The sequence below is a fragment of the Aeromonas sp. OTU364 genome, from assembly GCF_038440395.1.
Lineage (GTDB): Bacteria > Pseudomonadota > Gammaproteobacteria > Enterobacterales > Aeromonadaceae > Aeromonas.
Genome location: NZ_JASATR010000001.1, coordinates 103,951 through 120,922 on the forward strand (window position 1 = coordinate 103,951; position 16,972 = coordinate 120,922).

The window sequence follows — 16,972 nt, forward strand, 5'->3', positions numbered from 1 at the left end:
ACCATTAGCAGCCGGTTATGCTGCGCCGTTCGGCGGTCGCAGGGGGAAGCATGGAACTGTTGATAGAAGAGGCGCTCTGGCAGCCTCGCTGGCAGGGGGCGCTGCAGGGGTGGCAGGGGCAGGGCAACCGTTGGCAGTTGCTGCGCGGCAGGGGCGGCGAGCAAGGGGCAGTGACCCCTGCGCCCTGGGCCAGCTGCCCGCCCGACGGCATCCTCTCGGCCAGCGGCTTGCTCGCCGCCTGGCTGGGGGAGGATGAGTCGCCCCTCATGACGGCGGATCCTAGCCGCCAGATCCTGATCTCGGCCTCCAGCGTCCTCCTGACCCTGGCCAAGGAGAGTGGCCTGCTCACCCTGGGGCCCAATGGGGCGGACATGCGCCTCGGCGCCGATGGGGATCTGGCCGCCGCACTGCAACGCCTGCTGGCCCGGCGGCTGATGACCCCCGTGTTGTGCGAGTCTGGCGAACAGGGGACAGCGACCCTGGTACTGCGGCCGCTGCAAGCCGCCGACGAGCCAGCCGTCCTGCGCTACTGCTCGGATGAGGCGCTCGCCCGCTACACCCTCAATATTCCTCACCCCTATCCAGCGGAGGCGGCCCGCGACTGGCTCGCCATGAGCGGGCGCAAGGCCGCCCTCGGGCTGGGGCGGACCTGGGCCCTGACATTTCCCATGGGTGATGAGCCGGCCCCCCTGCTCGGGGTCATCTCCCTGCACTGGCACGGCGAGCTGGCCTGGTGGGTGGGGGTCCCTTGGCAAAACCGCGGGCTGGCCACCCGGGCGGCGCGGCTGGTCAGGGCCTTTGCCTTCGAGCAACTGCGTCTGCCCGCCCTGACCGCCCGCCATATGCCGGGCAACCTGGCTTCCGGCCGGGTGATGGCCAAACTCGGCATGCACCATTGCGGTCGGCGGCCCGGGTCGGCGCGCCAACCCGCTGAACTGGATCACTGGCGGCTGGATCGCCCGCCTCACCTGCCGGACGGCCTCAAGGGGGCGCTGGCCCCCTGGCTCGAAGACGATCGGGTGGCGGTGGCCATCCTTCATGAGGACGAGATCGGGGGGCAGGAGGTGGCGCTCTTCATGGAAGGGGCCGGGGTGGGTGGCGAGCGGCGCCTCCCCGCAGGGCTGACGGTCAGGTGCCATCCACTCGCCTTGCTGGCGCCTGAGGCTCCCGGAGTGCAGGCCCATGGTGGCGGCGTCCTGCTCAAGGACAGGGGCGAGCTTGGCCTCGGGTATCTGCTGCGATTGCTGGGGGAGCCTGGTGCTTGATGCTGGCGAAGCCGGTGGGAGGAAGGTGCATTGCGAGGCTTTGTGCACGAATGGCCATTCGTTTTCCTGAGTCAGCCCTCCCATTTTCGGATAAAGGCACTCAAGTCAGGGGCCACTTCTGTGAAATAATGGCCGCCCTGCTGTACGAGGAGTAACCCTGTATGTTGAGAACCGAGCGTCCCGGCGATATGCTGCCAGTCTACGAGCTGGTGAGCGCCGCCTTTGGTCGTCCCGACGAGGCCGAACTGGTCAATCGCCTGCGCGAGTGTGGGGCCGCCGTGGTCACCATGGTCGAGGAGGAAGAGTACGAGTTCATGGGGCACCTGATGCTGAGCCCGATCACCATTGACGGCCAGGAAGGTCCCTGGCTCGGGCTGGCGCCGGTGGCCGTCCATCCGGACTGGCAGGGGCAGGGCATAGGCTCGGATCTGGTGCGGGAAGGGCTGGATACGGCGCTGGAGATGGACTGGAAGGCGGTGGTGGTGCTCGGCGATCCGGCTTACTATGGCCGCTTCGGCTTCAGGCCCGCCAGCGACTTCGGCCTGCACTGCATCTACGAGGTGCCCGCCGACTGCTTCATGGCGATGGAGCTGCAGCCCGGGGGACTGGCCGGCCTGCGGGGCGAGGTGCTCTACCACCCCCTGTTCGACGAAGAGCCGGTGGAATAACCGCCTGAATGCCATAGAAAAAGGACCCGTACAGGGTCCTTTTTCATTTCAATCCCCCTCACTGGGCCAGGGATTTCAACTGCTGTTTGCCCGGGGGGTTGTTCCAGTCGATGGGGCCGTGGGTGAAGCGATACTGCAACCTTGGCAGACTGAGCTCCAGCCACTCCTCCCTGAAGTAGGCATAGCCCAGGTCCCAATCCGGGTCATTGGCCCAGCCGGTTTGCAGGAAATAGAGCCGGGTGCCCTGACCTTCGGGCACGAAGCGCAGGCTGACCTGGGTCTTCTGCTGGCGGATATGGGGAAACTGGGGCGGGAAATTCCAGCTGAAGCTGAGCAAGTCATGGGGCATGACCGCCATCACCCGGCACCCTTCACTGCCGCGCTCCCCCAGCGGGGCTTCTGGCCTGAAATAGATTTCGAAAGGACCGTTGGGTTCCGGCACCATCAGACACTCCGGCGCCAGGAAGCTGCGCAGACCGCTCTCCGTGGTCCAGGCCCGCCAAACATCGTCGATATGGGCGGGTACCAGAATGCTGCCTTCTATTTGCTTGTTATCCATAAATCAGTGAACCTCAAACCAGTCATGGACGGGACCCAGGCAGTATAGCCCCTAAGGCGATAAAATAGGCAGCCCTGCGTCACAGCATCACGTATTCAAGAGGGTCCATATTGTCGATTTGACAGCGCGGCGGGATCCATCGAGAGTGGGAGGCAGTGAGCAGGCAAATCAAGGATGTCTTCATGATCAGAATGATGCGAGATGCAGATGAACCCATGCTGGCGCAACTGTTCCTCAAGGGGAGGCGGCAGGCCTTTCATTGGGTCGAGCCCTCTCTGTTTAGGCTGGAGGATTTTGCCGAGCAGACCCGGGGTGAGCAGATCTGGGTGGCGGAGAAGGGCGGTACCCCCTGCGGATTTGTCTCCATCTGGGGTCAAGACAGTTTCGTGCATCACCTCTATGTGGTGGCCGACTGGCATGGGCAGGGAATGGGGCGGGCCTTGCTGGCCGCCGGGCTGGCCGGACACAAGCCCCCGGCATCCCTCAAGGTGGCCACCCGCAACACCACGGCGCTGGCGTTCTATCACCGGCTGGGTTGGGAAAATACCGATGAAACGGGGCACTGTGACATCACGGGCCCCTGGCGCAGACTGGTCCTGACATCCGGCGACTAGTCTCCCTCGCGAGACCCGCCCTTTGCCGTGGCAGAGGGCGGCATCAGGGCCATTTCACCCTCCACAGCCCCCGGACAGGCCGCCAGCGCCGGCTCAGACATGACCGCAATCCATAAAAAAAGGCCACTTCCTGCGAAGTGGCCTTTTCCAAACGTTTGGGCTGGGAGATGTTGAATCTAGAGGTTATTTAATTGATTTAAAAGTGAAATTACCAATTCAGAAAATTTGTATATGCCTAAATGTATGCCTAACATCAGAACTGCTGCAGAAAAGTGCTTATTTGGGCTGGAATGGCCCGTAGTGACTAGCTGGCGGTGGAGGTTTTTTCAACCCCTACCTTCTAAAGGTAACCAACCCTTACTAGAGGCGATGGTCTCTGTTGTATCAGTTCCTCGTTTGGAAAAAAATTTCCCGTCCAAAATTAGTCTTCTGGCAAGCACTGATTAGGTCGAACGGTAATCCCCTGGTCTTCAGTGCAGCCCATGCACATCAACTACATCCCGACGACAAAAACAGTACTGGTGGAATACTTCGGGGTCGATGGCTCTGACCGTTGTAGGGGCACAGACTGATTTTCCCTGTCATCAAGTGCTTGAAGCGAAACATCGCTGTCCGGCCCATGTTCCCGGACTTTCTACTCACCTTCACCAAACATCTTGAGGCCGGTGGAGCCGATAACCAAACCGGTGATGTCTCATTATTTCAGCCAGTTCATGACAGCACATCGGTTCACTTAAGCTTGAAACGGCATCCTTGCTCAATCAACTCGGTCCGGTTGGCCAGCACCAGGGGGTGTTGCAGGGGCTGATCACGATGTTCGCCGTCATAGCTCACCTGTAATCGCTCCAGGGCATAATGCAACAGAGGTATACGCTGGGTGATTAACAGCTTGCCTTCCACCATGGCGTAATCGCTGGCGATGATGGCTTGCTGAGTGGTGCTGAGCTCGGGGTTGGGCACAACTACTGCAGTGACCTGAGTATTCCATTCCCGATCTTGTTTGCGGCCATGTTCCGACCCATTGAGTAGTTCGGGAGTCCCCCGGAAACGGCTCATCACAAAGTCCAGATAGTCCCTTTTTTTCTCGCAATAGGCCCGCACATGCCAGCGGATGCCGTCATAGACCAAGGTGTGCGGCACAATATTGCGCCCGCTCTGCTCAGCCGAACTCAGCGACACATAGTCCACATCTACCCGAAGTTGATGGCGGGCTGCTTGCACCAAACCCCGCACGATGACGGGGTCGATATGGCGGTTAGGCACATCCAGGATCTCGATATGGCCGTAACGCAGATCCATCAGCGGGAGGGTCAATACCCCGGCCTCGTGTTGGCGCTGATGCTGTTTCTCCCGGTGCAGCAACATCAGGTACTCATCCACCGTGCCCTCGCTAAAGCGGGGCACGAACTGGGCGGTAGGCTTATATCCTTTCAAACTTTTGTCATACACCAGCCCCTCTGGCGAATAGTCGTTGAGGTAGAGGTTGATGTCCCTCGATGCCTGCTGGCGGCCGATGTTGAAGGCGGTGCAGAGGTGATTGGTGGTCAGCCGTCCCTCCCACTGCAACACGATTTCCAGCAGGCGAAAGCGCAGGGTCTGATCCCAGGTGAGATCCTTGAGTGTCATGTGTGCTCCAAAATGCGACATGTGTATGTACCCAGTATCGGCATGAGTATACAAGCTACATATACTGCTCGCATCTGAAGTCCGTGCCAAAGGAGCCTGCTTATGAGCCGCTATCAGGATACTGACGATGACCATTCCGTATTGTGCCAGATGCAGCAACTGGCCTTGGTCGCTGAGGCAAACCTTCAGGAGAGACCCCTGGTCAAAGGACTTTTTTGCCTGGCATCTGCCGAGCAAGCTCACGAGCTAATCGCTGTGGTCGTTAGGGAAGGTGCTATGCCGGTAACCTGTTTGCCCAAGATGGCGCATGTCAGAGCAGAGTCTGAAGTGTACAGGTTGGCACGGTTGGCTATGCATATCGAGCAAAACCGGCTGGATCGCACAGACCTGCCTGTCTACCAGGGGAGAGAGCAACTGATGTCCGGTGCTGCCGCCCTACTGGAGGAGGATGCCAGCCTCGAATGCCAAGATGCCATGCGATGGCTGGCGCTGCTGCTCGACAAACTGCTGCGGGGAAACCATGGTAGCCAGCAGGCCAAGCTGGGTGGTCTCACTATGACGGCAATGGAGATCCGCGCCCTGGCGCCTGAGTCCCTCAATACGGGCGCCGTGATGCGAGGCAGTTGGCGGCGCAAGGCGCGCAATCAACTCGGTCACGCCAATTGGCTCGATGTGGTAGAAGCCGCGCTCTGGTGTTTTTGGCACAGCGATGATCTGGATGATCTGAAAGGTGGGGAGGCTCTGTTAGGTGTGTTGCTGGGGTCAGATAGCCGGGTGCGCTTGGTCTACGGTATGCTGTACGGGGCCTTCTATCATGCAGATACGGCAATCATTTCTGCGAACCCCTCATCTTCTATTTAATTCATCTGCCTGAAAACACGACATGTGAAAAACCACAGTATCGAGATGGTCAGGCGGGATGGGTATAGTCAGCCTAAAGAAATCGGCAGTCTAACTGCCAACGGTCAGGGGGGAGATATGACCTATAGCACTCAAAATACTAGCTGTGATAGCGAAGGTCCTAAGCGTTATCGCATCAAGGCCGCCCGTTCCCCATCCTGTACCTTAGTGGCTTTTTTGATGCTTGGGTTATTGTTTCAAACAGTGCAGGCCACCGACTGCACCTACCGCAAAGACAGCCTCGGCAATACCCGCTACCAATGTGACGATGGCAGGAGCGGCACCCTGCGCAAAGACAGCCTCGGTAACGTCAGGGACTCACAGAGCGGCACCACCTGGCGCAAAGACTCCCTCGGCAATGTTCGCAGCAGCGAAGGCACCACCTACCGCAAAGACAGTCTGGGCAATGTGCGCGTCAGCAATCCCGGTACCGGCGATACGGTCACCTGGCGTAAGGATAGCCTCGGGAACCGGCGCGCTTCTGATGGATCTGTCTGTCACACAGACTCGCTGGGTAGGCTGTGTTGTGATGGCAATAGCACTCCGCCTACCGTACTACAGGCCAAGTGACTCCAGCCTAGAACATTAGTAATGATGTGACTCAAGGCATAGAACCAGTGGGAGTGACAGTGTAAACTGGCCCGTATTAAAATTTCATAGCGTATATCATATATTTTTCATGTTTATCAAGAAGAAAGAATACAACTGCCATCTAGAACAATTTAGGCGAATTATGTATTGGAATAAGTATCCCGCGTATAAATCACAATCAGGCCTTTATACAACGCAGGTGATAAATATGCGTGGTGGAGATTAGTTGTACAAAAAACAATGCACGCAACATAATGCTCTCCCGCCGCAAAAATTTTACAGCAGCGGCAAGTCATAGATAAATGTGGTTGATACATATGCTTACGATTGGTTCATTAGTTCGCTCTGAAAGTTTTTACGGTGTTGGCAAGGTTGTCAGTACTGACTTTGATAAATACTCTGCAACAGTTGCTTTCTTTGAATCACCAGCAAATCCATATGCACGTCAGATTGAAATTAACGTTGATACGCTGGTGATTACGGCCCTGCATGAGGAAACAGTCATTTACTGTCAACATCCCCAAAATACTCGGTGGACAAGAGCTCGTTTTGGTGGGGCGCGACCTAATGGGGATTTCTTAGTCATTTTCCGGGATGATGAGCATGCGACTATTCCAATCAATCATATTCATGTTTTGAATAAAAATCCCATTGAGCCGTTAAACCCTGCACATTTCCTAGCCTATCAGGCTAACGATGCGCCATTTTTCTTTCCCCGCAGGCAAGATTTCATTGACTCATATATTCAGCAGCGTGCCGCATGCCTAGGTATTGCATCACTTTCAAGTAGTGCTGTAGAACTTGAGCCTCATCAATTAGCCGTCGTAAAACGTGTCTTACAAGATGATATACCCAAATACATCCTTGCTGATGAAGTTGGCTTGGGGAAAACAATTGAAGCTGGAATGATTATTCGTGAACATGCTTTAGAGAAAGAAGGACACGCGAGTATGCTCGTTGCAGTACCTTCATCACTGGTTGAACAGTGGACCAAGGAACTAGGTGAACGCTTCCAGTTAAAACAAATAATTACCTCTGTTACCGCAGCGTTTGAATCAATTATTAAAAATAAATGTGCTGAGGGAATTGTTATTTGTAGTTACGATGAGGCTTGCTTCCTTTTAGATAAAGGATTTAAGCCCTCATTAGTAACAATTGATGAAGTTCACCAAATTGCTTCATGGCCTTGGTCTGACGATACCGATGAAGTTAGTAATTTTCATTTGATTTCAGATGCGTGTAAGTTTTCCACCTACGTGTTGCTACTAACTGGTACACCTTTACACGGCCATGAACGAAATTTCTTGTCGATGCTTCACTGTATCAATCCGGATGCATACCAGGTTGACGAAACACATTTGCTGGCGTTTACCGAACTGGTGAAAAACCGCGAAAGTCTTGGAGGAGTGTTCTCAGCCTTGGTTCCCTCCGTTTCCAACATCAGCCTTCGTCGCAATCTTGATGAACTGCTTGCGCTATTTCCAGATGACTGCGATTTATCAGTTCTGTGTCAAAACCTGTTTCCCCTAATTGGCCGCTTTACTCCGCCCTCGCCTGAACGTGAGGCAGGCATTCGGTCTATTCGATTGCATCTAGGCGAACGCTACCGTATCCACCATCGCTTACTAAGAAACCGTCGTCAGGTTTCCCTGAGTCAGGACGAAAGTAAAAACCTCAACCTGGACCTTCTCTTTCCCGGCCTGAACGGTGTGATCGAGTGCCATTGGCACACTGAAGGGTTGACGCTGGATGAACTACTGGAAGAATATCGTGCCCTTGCTTCACTGCCGCAGAATAAACACTGGTTGCTGAAAGAAGCGAACTATATCACCTGGATTGACGATCTTTTTTCCAGCCCCCTTTGCGTAATGCAGCATGCCAAAGCCTTGCTCACCTCTAGTTCACCGACTCCCGATGAACAGGCTTTACTGGAGCACATCGTTGCGACGGCCAAAAACGAACTGCGGGTCATCGACAACACGCTAGTTACAGCCCTCAATGACTGGTTGCAGAAGTTCCCGGAGGGCAAAGCAATTGTGTTCTGCGACCGCCCGGAACTTGCGCAGCACCTTTTGGTCAAGCTGAGCATCATGCTGGATCACCCGATTGAGTGCTACCAGCCTGGCCAGCCATTGCAATTTACCCAACAGCAAAACCCTGTGCGGGTTCTTTTGTGCGATAAAAGCGGCGAGGATGGTCTGAATCTTCACGGCGGGCGTCGCCTGGCCGTTCACTATGGCTTACCGCGTTCCTGCAGTCGCATCGAGCAACGTCTTGGCCGGCTGAATCGCTATAGCGCCAACCTACGGGGCATCAAGCCCATTCAAAGCCTGATCCTGAAAAACAATGCGACTCATGGATTACGTAATCGCTGGGCTGAGATTCTGGTGCAGAGCATCGGCGTCTTTAACAACACCATTGCCAGCCTACAATTCGTGCTGGATGAGTATATTGGGGGCGCTTGGGGCCGACTGTATCAGGAAGGGCCGCAGGTTCTGGAGAACCTTGCTGCCGAACTGCCCGGTGAGCACGGCGTGCTGACCAGAGAAGCCAATAAAATCAACATGCAGGAAAAGCTGCTAGCCATGGATGAGGAGGTTGCACAAGCTGCACTCTTTGCTCAGCGTCTAAGTAATGAAGACCTTCTCGCCGTAGAGCAGTGTAAGGCGCTGACACCTTGGATTACTCAAGGATTGCGTTTTCGCCATGTGGGGAATGCTGAAGAGGGGATGCGGTTCCGTTTTGAACTCGGCGAGCGTAACTCGGGCACCTTGGTGGACTTTAAAACTTTCCTGACAACCTGCATGCTCAGTTTCGATAAGGATGGAGGTAACCCGCCATCAACGTATCTGATGAGCGCGGGGCGCATCCCTGCGATCAACGGAACAACAGTTTATCCGTTGCGTTACGGCCAACCTTTTGTTGATTCCATATGGAGTCTATTGAATCAGGACGCGCGAGGCAGTTCAATGGCCATCCTGCGCGTTGTTCCCGCTTCACTGAATGAGCCTCGCTATTTCTTCCAACTGAGTTGGTTGGTCACCCATTGCAATCCACTCAGCGATTACGCACAAATCCGAAAAGGTGATGAGAATCATCCGCCCTACATTTTGCAGGAGTGGTTGACGATTGATGGAACCGTAGTTACCAATTCACAGATTATTGAGTTGCTTAACAAAGAATACAGTAACAACGAATCGCCTCAAAAAAATTATGTCGACCTCAATCTACGGCCTAGCTTGTGGCAAGAAATTGAGGAATTGGTCTCCCCGGATAACTGGAAGGAAATGGTAGAACGGGTATACGGGAAATCGTTGGAAAAACTTCGGGAACAAACTGGCAGCGAAAGCTTCCTGCAATTAATGGCGATGAAAAGCGTTATCGTTTGTAGCAGAAATATTTTAGCCGGAGTTGCTTGATGGAAGAACAATGGTCGCGCCTGCAGCAGGCATTAGCAACATGTTTTACTGACGATGTCACTTTCAAGGATGGCATTGAGAATCCCTTTTTGTTGCGGTTAATGAATATCGTTACCGACGCCTCAGCAAAGACAAGTGATATTTTTGCTGGTTATGCCGATGCTCTCCGCACGGCACAGGCAAGCGGCATCGACAACCCTTGGCTTCCCTCTCCCCCTTCATTGACGGAGCAGCCAGATTCGCGCTGGGGGCTGGAAAAAACCGCCGTGGGGCAGACGCTGTCACTCTCTGTTGAAGCTGACTTGACGAGTACCAAAGCTACCTACCAGCTCAGAACTCGACGTAATTTATTGCAGCCGGAAATGGATCCTGCCCTCAAGAACCTGCTGGTCGACACGCCCCATACGCACTATCGTGGCTTCGGACAGCAGGCGGCGATCCGCACGCTGCTCACCTCAGACATCAACAGCACCCTGGTGGTTAATCTTCCCACCAGTTGCGGCAAGAGTCTTATCACGCAAATCCAGGCTATCAGTGCACCGTTCGGTTCGTTAACGCTGGTGATTGTCCCAACGGTCGCTCTCGCAATTGAACAGGCGGATTTTATGCGAGATATGCTACGTCAGGCCGAGCAGGATCACGGCGGGAGCTACGCATGGGTAGGCGGCCAGGATCAGACAACGCGCCAGACGCTGAAGGAACGGTTGAAAAACGGCTCACAGCGGGTTCTGTTTTGCTCACCTGAGGCAGCAAAATCGTCGTTGGTTCCGGTGCTGTTTGAGTTAGCGAAAAATAACCTGATTGGTGCAGTCGTTATCGACGAAGCGCATCTTATCGACCAATGGGGCGCTGAATTCCGCCCTGATTTTCAGCTGATCGCGCCACTTATTCGCTCATTGAAAGCACAATCCGGATGCCGTTTTCGCACCCTACTGCTCTCTGCCACCTGGAGCCAGAACACCCGTGATGTGATCGTTGAGCAGTTCCGCGTAGATGACAGCGAGCTCATTGAGATTACGGCGAACTTCCTGCGTCCCGAACCCGAATATTTCGTTCATGCCGAACCCAATCCAACTGCACACCAGCAGCGCGTTGAGCGGTTGCTGATGACGCTCCCACGTCCGCTCATTCTCTATTGCACCACTCAGGAAGAAGCGGAAAACTGGCATCACCGACTTCAGCAACAGCATTATCAGCGTGTTGGTCTGTTCCATGGCGACACGGAAACCCTAGTTCGCAAAAAACTGATTTCACAATGGGCAAGCGATCAACTGGACATCATGATTGCCACCTCGGCATTTGGTGTAGGCATGAACAAGAGCAACGTCCGCACGGTCATTCATGCTGCCATTCCGGAAAATATTGATCGCTATTATCAGGAGTGCGGGCGTGCCGGGCGCGATGGCAAAGCCTGTCAGGCGCATCTGGTCTGGCACAGCGCACAAATGGAGACAGCAGAAAGCCTCTCAGTCGAAAAACTGATCAGTGTCGAAAAAGGCTACCAGCGTTGGAAGGCGATGTTTGAGCAACACCAACCCAGCGACATCGCCAGTTACTGTATCTCGCTGGATACCAAACCTGATCATATCGACTATCAGGGCGATCGAAACCAGGCCTGGAATCGCAGAACGCTGTTGCTGATGCAGCGCACAGGGCTGATCGAACTGGTGTTTGCAGCACCTGAAATGCCGGAAAGCCTCCGGAAAGGTGAAGAAGAAAACGATCAGGCAATTCGCGACTGGTTTGCCAACTTCTACAGCAAGGTGCACATCCGCCACTGTAACGATTCTCACCACTCTGAAGAGTACTGGAACACCTTTGTTGATAAGGCTCGCCGGGAAGAACTGACTAAGCGCCGTGCTGCATTTACCCTGCTGAAAACATGGATCCTCGATCCTCGCCCATCTTTGTGCCAGATATTAAGAGAATTCTATATTTATCAACACCATGCGCCAGAGCTGACCTGCGGCGGATGCCCGGGCTGCCGGGAACAGGGTAAAGGCTCATTCTCCCCCACCGTCGGGGCCGATGTGGAAATTTTACGAGCGACGCCGAAGAAACGAGCACGCTTCGTTGGCGCTGAAAAGAAAGTGTATTACAGAGAAGAGCTGGATATTAGGGCTCTGCTGTCTGAACTTCGCGTGCCGCTTCGTCAACTGATCGGTTCCGGCGAATACGAGACTATCCGGGCAGAAAAAGCCGATTTTCACCATCTGGAACGCGCTCTGGCTTCCGTTTCGCGCTTCTGGAGCGTGCAAAAGCTGTCCGCGCCCACTACAGACGGTGCAGAAATTGTAATTGTGGCTAACACCGCTACGGCGCTACCGGTATTACCAGCATCACGCTATGAGCGCATTATCATCGCCCCACAGAACCTGGTGGACCCGCAGCATCCTTACAGAACATGGTGGGACAGCGCAGGAAACGCGCACCCCCTCGACACTTTTATCAGGCAACTACAGCATGTCAATCATCAATAACGCCAACCCTGGAAGCAGCCTGGTGCTGATCCCCCTGTTTGATCGCATAGTACAAAACGCCTCTGCACCGCTTTCCCAGGAGGCAGTTGTGACTCGCTATCGTCCCAATAGCCTGCCCGCTAACGATAACGCCTGGGGGAAAATCAGAGAGAACCTAGCTTTCTGGTGCCGCCAGAGACTTTGGCCGATGGAAGAGGGAATGCTCATGCCGCAACCGGAGGAGTCTCGCCCCCTCTATCAACGCGTGCTGCAATGCACCATTGCCGCCTGCAAAGAAAAAGGCATCGCCGAAGGCAAGGAGTGCGAACCCTTGTGGCGGGTGCTGGCCTGTCTGATGAATCTTCAGCAGCATTCGTTAGGCGGCAAGGAGCCGCTGGCACCGAATATCATCACAGAAAAACTGCAGATATGGCTTCCGACCGAAACCATTAACACCAATACCGAAAAGCTGGTCAGGGAGTATGGGCGCTATCTCGGCTTTCTAGAGTTGGCCCCGGACCAAAACTATTACACCGATCCAACCAGGGCGATTCAGTGCTTTTTGCCGCAGATTTTTGGAGAGCAGAAAGTTCTGCCCATCAAAACCTTTATGGCTAATATGGCCGAAGTCATGCCGATGATGGACGGCGGTGAATTCAGAGTGAAAGTTCAAGAGATGATGGCAGAACAGGGATGGTCCGCACCGGAGGGCAAAAATCTCAGCACCAGCACGTCACTGGCGCTACGTCGACTTGAAGTCAGCCAGCAGATTCAACTGATCACCGGAAGTGATGATGCTGCATCCTTATCGCTGCAACTACCCGGTGGTGAAATCCGCCCAGTCAGCCAGGTCAGCCTAAGGGAGAGCGCACAATGAGCATCATGAATTACTGGCCGTCCTTAGAGAACATCGTGCACTGCATCCGTAACGAAGCCGAAGAGCTACAGGATGATGTGCTGCTGGCGGTGCATGAGCCGATGGTTCTTACCCGTCGCGACGTCAATAACAATCAAGCTATCCTCCGCGATGAAGACCTGTTTACGCAACTGCTCACCACCGAACGCGCAATCCCGCTGATTGGCCGTTCTGGAATGGGGAAATCACACCTGGTGCGCTGGCTGGACTGTCGTCTCAAAAGCCACCTTCAAGCAAAAGGCGAGTTTGAACAATGGGAAATTGTTCGTATTCCGAAAAACGCCAGCCTGCGTCAGGTTCTGATGCTGATCCTGAAAAACCTGCACGGCGGCTTTTTTGATGAGGTGCGTAAAAACGTTGACGACGTGGCTGAGAAGCACTCCGCTAAAGATCTCGCCGATCTGATGCTGACGATGATGTCACATCAGTTGGAAAGCATGTACAACGAGGCGATGGTACTTGGCAGAGAATACGAATCACAAGGGAAGGAGATTCCAACAGAGATCGGCAACCGTCTCGATGCGATTATCGAAGAAGTTAGCAATGGCATTAGCAAACTCATTACCGATCCGAAATTCAAAGAGGACATACTTCAACCTGAGCATTGCATCTACAAACGTGCCAGCCGTATGAGCGATGGGCTTAAGGACGGCGATGAGGATCACGATAACTACGAACTGGTACCAGGCGATCTCTTCTTCCAGAAAAACATCGACGATCTGTCATCACCCGCCCGTGAATACATTCGCCATTCGCGTATTGATGAAGAGGGGAATGAGAGAGCCCGCGTTCAGGCAGTAGGTGTTCTGAATGAAGCAATGCATTCCACACTTAAATCACTGTTTTCAAAGTTATTTAACCTCAATGGCGGAAATTTCCAGGAGTTGTTTCAGCAGATCCGCCGAGAGTTGCTGAGACAAGATCGCCGCCTGGTGATCCTGGTGGAAGACATGGCAGCTATTTCTGCGATTGAAGACGTGTTGATCGACAGCCTGATCGAAGAAGGTATGCGCGATGGAGTGAAAACACTCTGCCCAGTGCATTCCGTCATCGCAGTCACCGATAACTATCCGGGCTATAAACGCCGTCAGGAAACACTGATGACGCGCGCGGGCTATGAATGGATCATTGAAAGCACTGACAGAGAAAACAACGAAGAGCGGATTGTCTCACTGTGCGGTCGTTACCTTAATGCGGCGCGCCATGGCGTAGCGGCCCTGAAACAGTCAAGGGCACAGGGTTTAGCCGACTGGCCGCCGGTATGGCTGGATGAAGAAACGCCGGAATGGCTGGCCGATTTTGGCATTACACCTAAACAAAGCGTTCCACTGTTCCCGTTTAACCGCAATGCTATCCGGGCGCTGGTAAATAAAAACTGTCGTGACAGCAGCGGCCAACTCACTTTTAACCCGCGAATGGTGATTAACCGTATCTTGTTGGATATTCTGCGTGATTGTCGTGTTGAAGCAGAGCGTGGGTTATTCCCGCCGCCAAACCTTGCCGGGATAACTGCTGACGCTGAAGTTCAAAACAAAATCAGCCAGTTAACCACAGTTCGAATTTCCAGTGCGGCGTCGCTAGCGGCACTATGGGGCTATGGCTGCTACTCCTGGGATGAAGTCAGCAAGCAATTGCCATCGGGCGTCGCCAAAGCCTTCGGTTTGAATGAATTAGCTGAGTGCCTGAACGACAAGATTCCTGAATCCTCTGCCGGAGGTAATGGGGCCAATAGGACCACAACTCAAGATTCTGTAACGCCTGTATCTCCAGTATCTCCTCCACCTTCTCCCGTGCAAAACCCAGGGCTGCCTTTTGTCAGACACCTCAAAGCCTGGGTCAACGACAAAGTCGTTTTACCTCAGGACGTTGCCCGCAATCTTCGCGCCGGGCTTAACAATTGTTATGAACTCTATGCTCAGGCGGAGTTTTTCGGCATGGTTGACAGACCGTCGCTGCTCGAGCGCATCCCGTTGATCAGTCTTCCGCTGTCTGCGTCAGATCCTTCGAACGCCATTGTGAAGTTCTACGATCGTAAAGACCTAGACGATCCGTTGCGCAGGATCGAAATTTTCAACGTGTCCCTTGCAGTACTACGGATTCAGCATTACACCGGCCTCGAGGAGGGGTTGAGTTACCCTGAGGCGATAGAAGACTACGCCCACTATGAAAACTTTGTCAGTTGGTGGGTGCCGCAGGCCACAGAGATTGCGGTTAACCATGCGCGTGCGCGGAAACTGAAGCCTGCGCTGCGCAATCATTACCAAAAAGCGCTGCTGCTGGGCTTATTAACGGGAAAAGAAAATCCGGCGGAGTTAGTTGATGCGCTTTGCCTCACCCTGAAAGGGGTCGGCAGAACCGAGGGGAAAAACCGTGGACGTACCGCAGACACCAACCCTTCAGATCTCTGTTTCTACGGGCTCAAAGCCCATCAGAAACCGCACACCAGTATGAAAGTGGCTGAGGCGCGGCAAATGGCCCTTCAGGGCTGGGACGAAGCACGTGACGCGTGGCTCTCTCAGGTTGCAGTAACGGAGTTGAAATTCGGTTTACCTTCCACCCGCGCCCTGGAAGCAGATGATGTCACCCTCGCATTGAAAGAGATCCAGAAAGAGCCGCTTGGCGCGGAAGTGCAGCGCGCAGCCGAGACGGCCCGCAAAGAAATTGCATCGACGATCGAAAATGCACAACTCTTTGAAAATGTGAAAAATCAGGATGAATTCATTGCCCTGCTCGATGACTGGCAAGCATTTATCGAAGCGGTTCGTACCCAATATTATCCAGCGGAAACCGACCAGAACAGAAACTCAACCTGGCTGTTAGGTGAAATTGAAGCCTTGAAAGTGGATGCCGAAGCCAGTCTGAACACCCTGCTAACGCTCAATTCCCTTGTCAGACAGAAAAATACCTACATGTTGTGGCATGACATCTCCCATTTGGATGGTGATTACGTCAGCCGTATCGGCAACCTTCTTGCACAATGGCAGAGTATTCAATCGAAAATCAGTTTTACGCTGCAGCAGATAAACAGTAAGGGCGACGTGCCAAAACTGGAGAATGCCCGTAAGCAGGTTGAAGAGCGACTGAAAAATCTGGCGGCTGATATCAGCGCCTGTGGAGTCAATGAATGAGTACGTTACGCCAACAGCTTGCAGAGATGCAACAGCAACTGGATCTGAGCGTTCAGGCGAGAAAGGCCACGCTGATTATTGAGAAATGTGCCGTGGTACTATCGAAAACTGACACGATAGCTACGCATTATGCTCGCCTGAAATCCCAGTATCCGGCGCTACAATGCTTGCCGCAGGAACTGAGGGTCAATTGGAGTCATGAACAACGTAATGAACTCAAAAACGCGGCAAACAGCGTCAATAACCTGCTGCCCCAGTGGGGTCGTTGGCTGAGTAATCAGACCCAGTCCGCTATCGTCATCGATGCACAAAATCCTGATGAACCCTTGGGTGAAGAAGTGTCAGTACTGGAGCCCACAGCGTATGACATCATTCAGAATGACTCCTTGACTCACTGCGTGAGCCTGTCACTGAGTCTGTATCGTGCGCTTAGTGCTCAGTTGAGCAGCGCGTGGGAAGAGTGGTTACAGGTGATGCATCAACAGATTCATGTTGATAGCAAAACCCTCGATGCTCAGCAAAAGGTCGACAAATACAAAGCCATTGCCGATGAGTATTCAGCCTTACGCAGCAAGTACGACCTGCTGATTCAATCCTTACCCGAAAGCGGTGAACGCATTCTGCAAATCACTGCCATGTCAGATCAACTGCATTCTCTACGTGAAACAATGAATACCGATGACTGGCCAGAGGCGGTGAAACTTTTCTTTGACCGTATTAACGGCCCGCTGCACGGCAAACCAACTCTCAGCGCGCTGACGCCGGAAGTGCTGAATTGGCTGCATGATGAAGATATGTTGGAAGACTTTGTTATCACAAGGAAATAG

The 16,972-nt window shown here is 53.7% G+C and carries 12 protein-coding genes; 10 read left to right on the forward strand and 2 right to left on the reverse strand.

The window, feature by feature from the left end; all coding sequences use genetic code 11:
- Positions 1 to 50 precede the first annotated feature (50 nt).
- A complete protein-coding gene (locus AAHB08_RS00495; protein WP_342057786.1) occupies positions 51 to 1,265 on the forward strand; it encodes a GNAT family N-acetyltransferase in 1,215 nt (404 codons plus the stop codon).
- 161 nt (positions 1,266 to 1,426) lie between these two features.
- On the forward strand, positions 1,427 to 1,933 hold the full coding sequence (locus tag AAHB08_RS00500; protein ID WP_139435242.1) for a GNAT family N-acetyltransferase: 507 nt from the start codon (positions 1,427 to 1,429) through the stop codon (positions 1,931 to 1,933).
- A 58-nt stretch (positions 1,934 to 1,991) separates the two neighbouring features.
- Here the strand turns inward: AAHB08_RS00500 and AAHB08_RS00505 are convergent, their stop codons facing one another.
- A complete protein-coding gene (locus AAHB08_RS00505; RefSeq protein WP_202046392.1) occupies positions 1,992 to 2,492 on the reverse strand; it encodes an SRPBCC family protein in 501 nt (166 codons plus the stop codon).
- 182 nt (positions 2,493 to 2,674) lie between these two features.
- Between AAHB08_RS00505 and AAHB08_RS00510 the strand changes: the two genes are divergently transcribed.
- A complete protein-coding gene (locus AAHB08_RS00510; RefSeq protein WP_171269249.1) occupies positions 2,675 to 3,106 on the forward strand; it encodes a GNAT family N-acetyltransferase in 432 nt (143 codons plus the stop codon).
- Positions 3,107 to 3,835: 729 nt separating this feature from the next.
- Here AAHB08_RS00510 and AAHB08_RS00515 read toward each other — a convergent pair.
- A complete protein-coding gene (locus AAHB08_RS00515; RefSeq protein WP_342057787.1) occupies positions 3,836 to 4,732 on the reverse strand; it encodes a WYL domain-containing protein in 897 nt (298 codons plus the stop codon).
- 102 nt (positions 4,733 to 4,834) lie between these two features.
- On the opposite strand from AAHB08_RS00515, the gene AAHB08_RS00520 reads away from it, so the two are divergent.
- The 7 genes from AAHB08_RS00520 to AAHB08_RS00550 all read left to right on the forward strand — a co-directional run bounded on the left by AAHB08_RS00520 (position 4,835) and on the right by AAHB08_RS00550 (position 16,972).
- On the forward strand, positions 4,835 to 5,593 hold the full coding sequence (locus AAHB08_RS00520; protein ID WP_342057788.1) for an ADP-ribosylglycohydrolase family protein: 759 nt from the start codon (positions 4,835 to 4,837) through the stop codon (positions 5,591 to 5,593).
- A 117-nt stretch (positions 5,594 to 5,710) separates the two neighbouring features.
- Positions 5,711 to 6,202: a hypothetical protein gene (locus tag AAHB08_RS00525; RefSeq protein ID WP_342057789.1), complete on the forward strand. Its 492-nt coding sequence runs from the start codon at positions 5,711 to 5,713 to the stop codon at positions 6,200 to 6,202.
- Between the two features lie 338 nt (positions 6,203 to 6,540).
- Positions 6,541 to 9,642, forward strand: a complete 3,102-nt coding sequence (gene dpdE, locus AAHB08_RS00530) for a protein DpdE (protein WP_342057790.1) — start codon at positions 6,541 to 6,543, stop codon at positions 9,640 to 9,642.
- Positions 9,642 to 12,122, forward strand: a complete 2,481-nt coding sequence (gene dpdF, locus AAHB08_RS00535) for a protein DpdF (protein ID WP_342057791.1) — start codon at positions 9,642 to 9,644, stop codon at positions 12,120 to 12,122. The genes dpdE and dpdF overlap by 1 nt, the downstream gene beginning before the upstream one ends.
- Entirely contained in the window at positions 12,106 to 12,978 is an 873-nt protein-coding gene (dpdG, locus tag AAHB08_RS00540; RefSeq protein ID WP_196298542.1) for a protein DpdG, read from the forward strand. The genes dpdF and dpdG overlap by 17 nt, the downstream gene beginning before the upstream one ends.
- A complete protein-coding gene (dpdH, locus tag AAHB08_RS00545) occupies positions 12,975 to 16,145 on the forward strand; it encodes a protein DpdH (RefSeq protein ID WP_342057792.1) in 3,171 nt (1,056 codons plus the stop codon). The genes dpdG and dpdH overlap by 4 nt, the downstream gene beginning before the upstream one ends.
- Positions 16,142 to 16,972 carry a hypothetical protein gene (locus AAHB08_RS00550; RefSeq protein WP_342057793.1) on the forward strand — a complete coding sequence of 277 codons (831 nt, stop codon included), beginning with the start codon at positions 16,142 to 16,144 and terminating at the stop codon, positions 16,970 to 16,972. The genes dpdH and AAHB08_RS00550 overlap by 4 nt, the downstream gene beginning before the upstream one ends.

Bases quoted from the DNA above. Each gene is read 5' to 3' on its own strand.
- AAHB08_RS00495 (WP_342057786.1), top strand. From the start codon at position 51: ATGGAACTGTTGATAGAAGAGGCGCTCTGGCAGCCTCGCTGGCAGGGG.
- AAHB08_RS00500 (WP_139435242.1), top strand. From the start codon at position 1,427: ATGTTGAGAACCGAGCGTCCCGGCGATATGCTGCCAGTCTACGAGCTG.
- AAHB08_RS00505 (WP_202046392.1), bottom strand. From the start codon at position 2,492: ATGGATAACAAGCAAATAGAAGGCAGCATTCTGGTACCCGCCCATATC.
- AAHB08_RS00510 (WP_171269249.1), top strand. From the start codon at position 2,675: ATGATCAGAATGATGCGAGATGCAGATGAACCCATGCTGGCGCAACTG.
- AAHB08_RS00515 (WP_342057787.1), bottom strand. From the start codon at position 4,732: ATGACACTCAAGGATCTCACCTGGGATCAGACCCTGCGCTTTCGCCTG.
- AAHB08_RS00520 (WP_342057788.1), top strand. From the start codon at position 4,835: ATGAGCCGCTATCAGGATACTGACGATGACCATTCCGTATTGTGCCAG.
- AAHB08_RS00525 (WP_342057789.1), top strand. From the start codon at position 5,711: ATGACCTATAGCACTCAAAATACTAGCTGTGATAGCGAAGGTCCTAAG.
- dpdE (WP_342057790.1), top strand. From the start codon at position 6,541: ATGCTTACGATTGGTTCATTAGTTCGCTCTGAAAGTTTTTACGGTGTT.
- dpdF (WP_342057791.1), top strand. From the start codon at position 9,642: ATGGAAGAACAATGGTCGCGCCTGCAGCAGGCATTAGCAACATGTTTT.
- dpdG (WP_196298542.1), top strand. From the start codon at position 12,106: ATGTCAATCATCAATAACGCCAACCCTGGAAGCAGCCTGGTGCTGATC.
- dpdH (WP_342057792.1), top strand. From the start codon at position 12,975: ATGAGCATCATGAATTACTGGCCGTCCTTAGAGAACATCGTGCACTGC.
- AAHB08_RS00550 (WP_342057793.1), top strand. From the start codon at position 16,142: ATGAGTACGTTACGCCAACAGCTTGCAGAGATGCAACAGCAACTGGAT.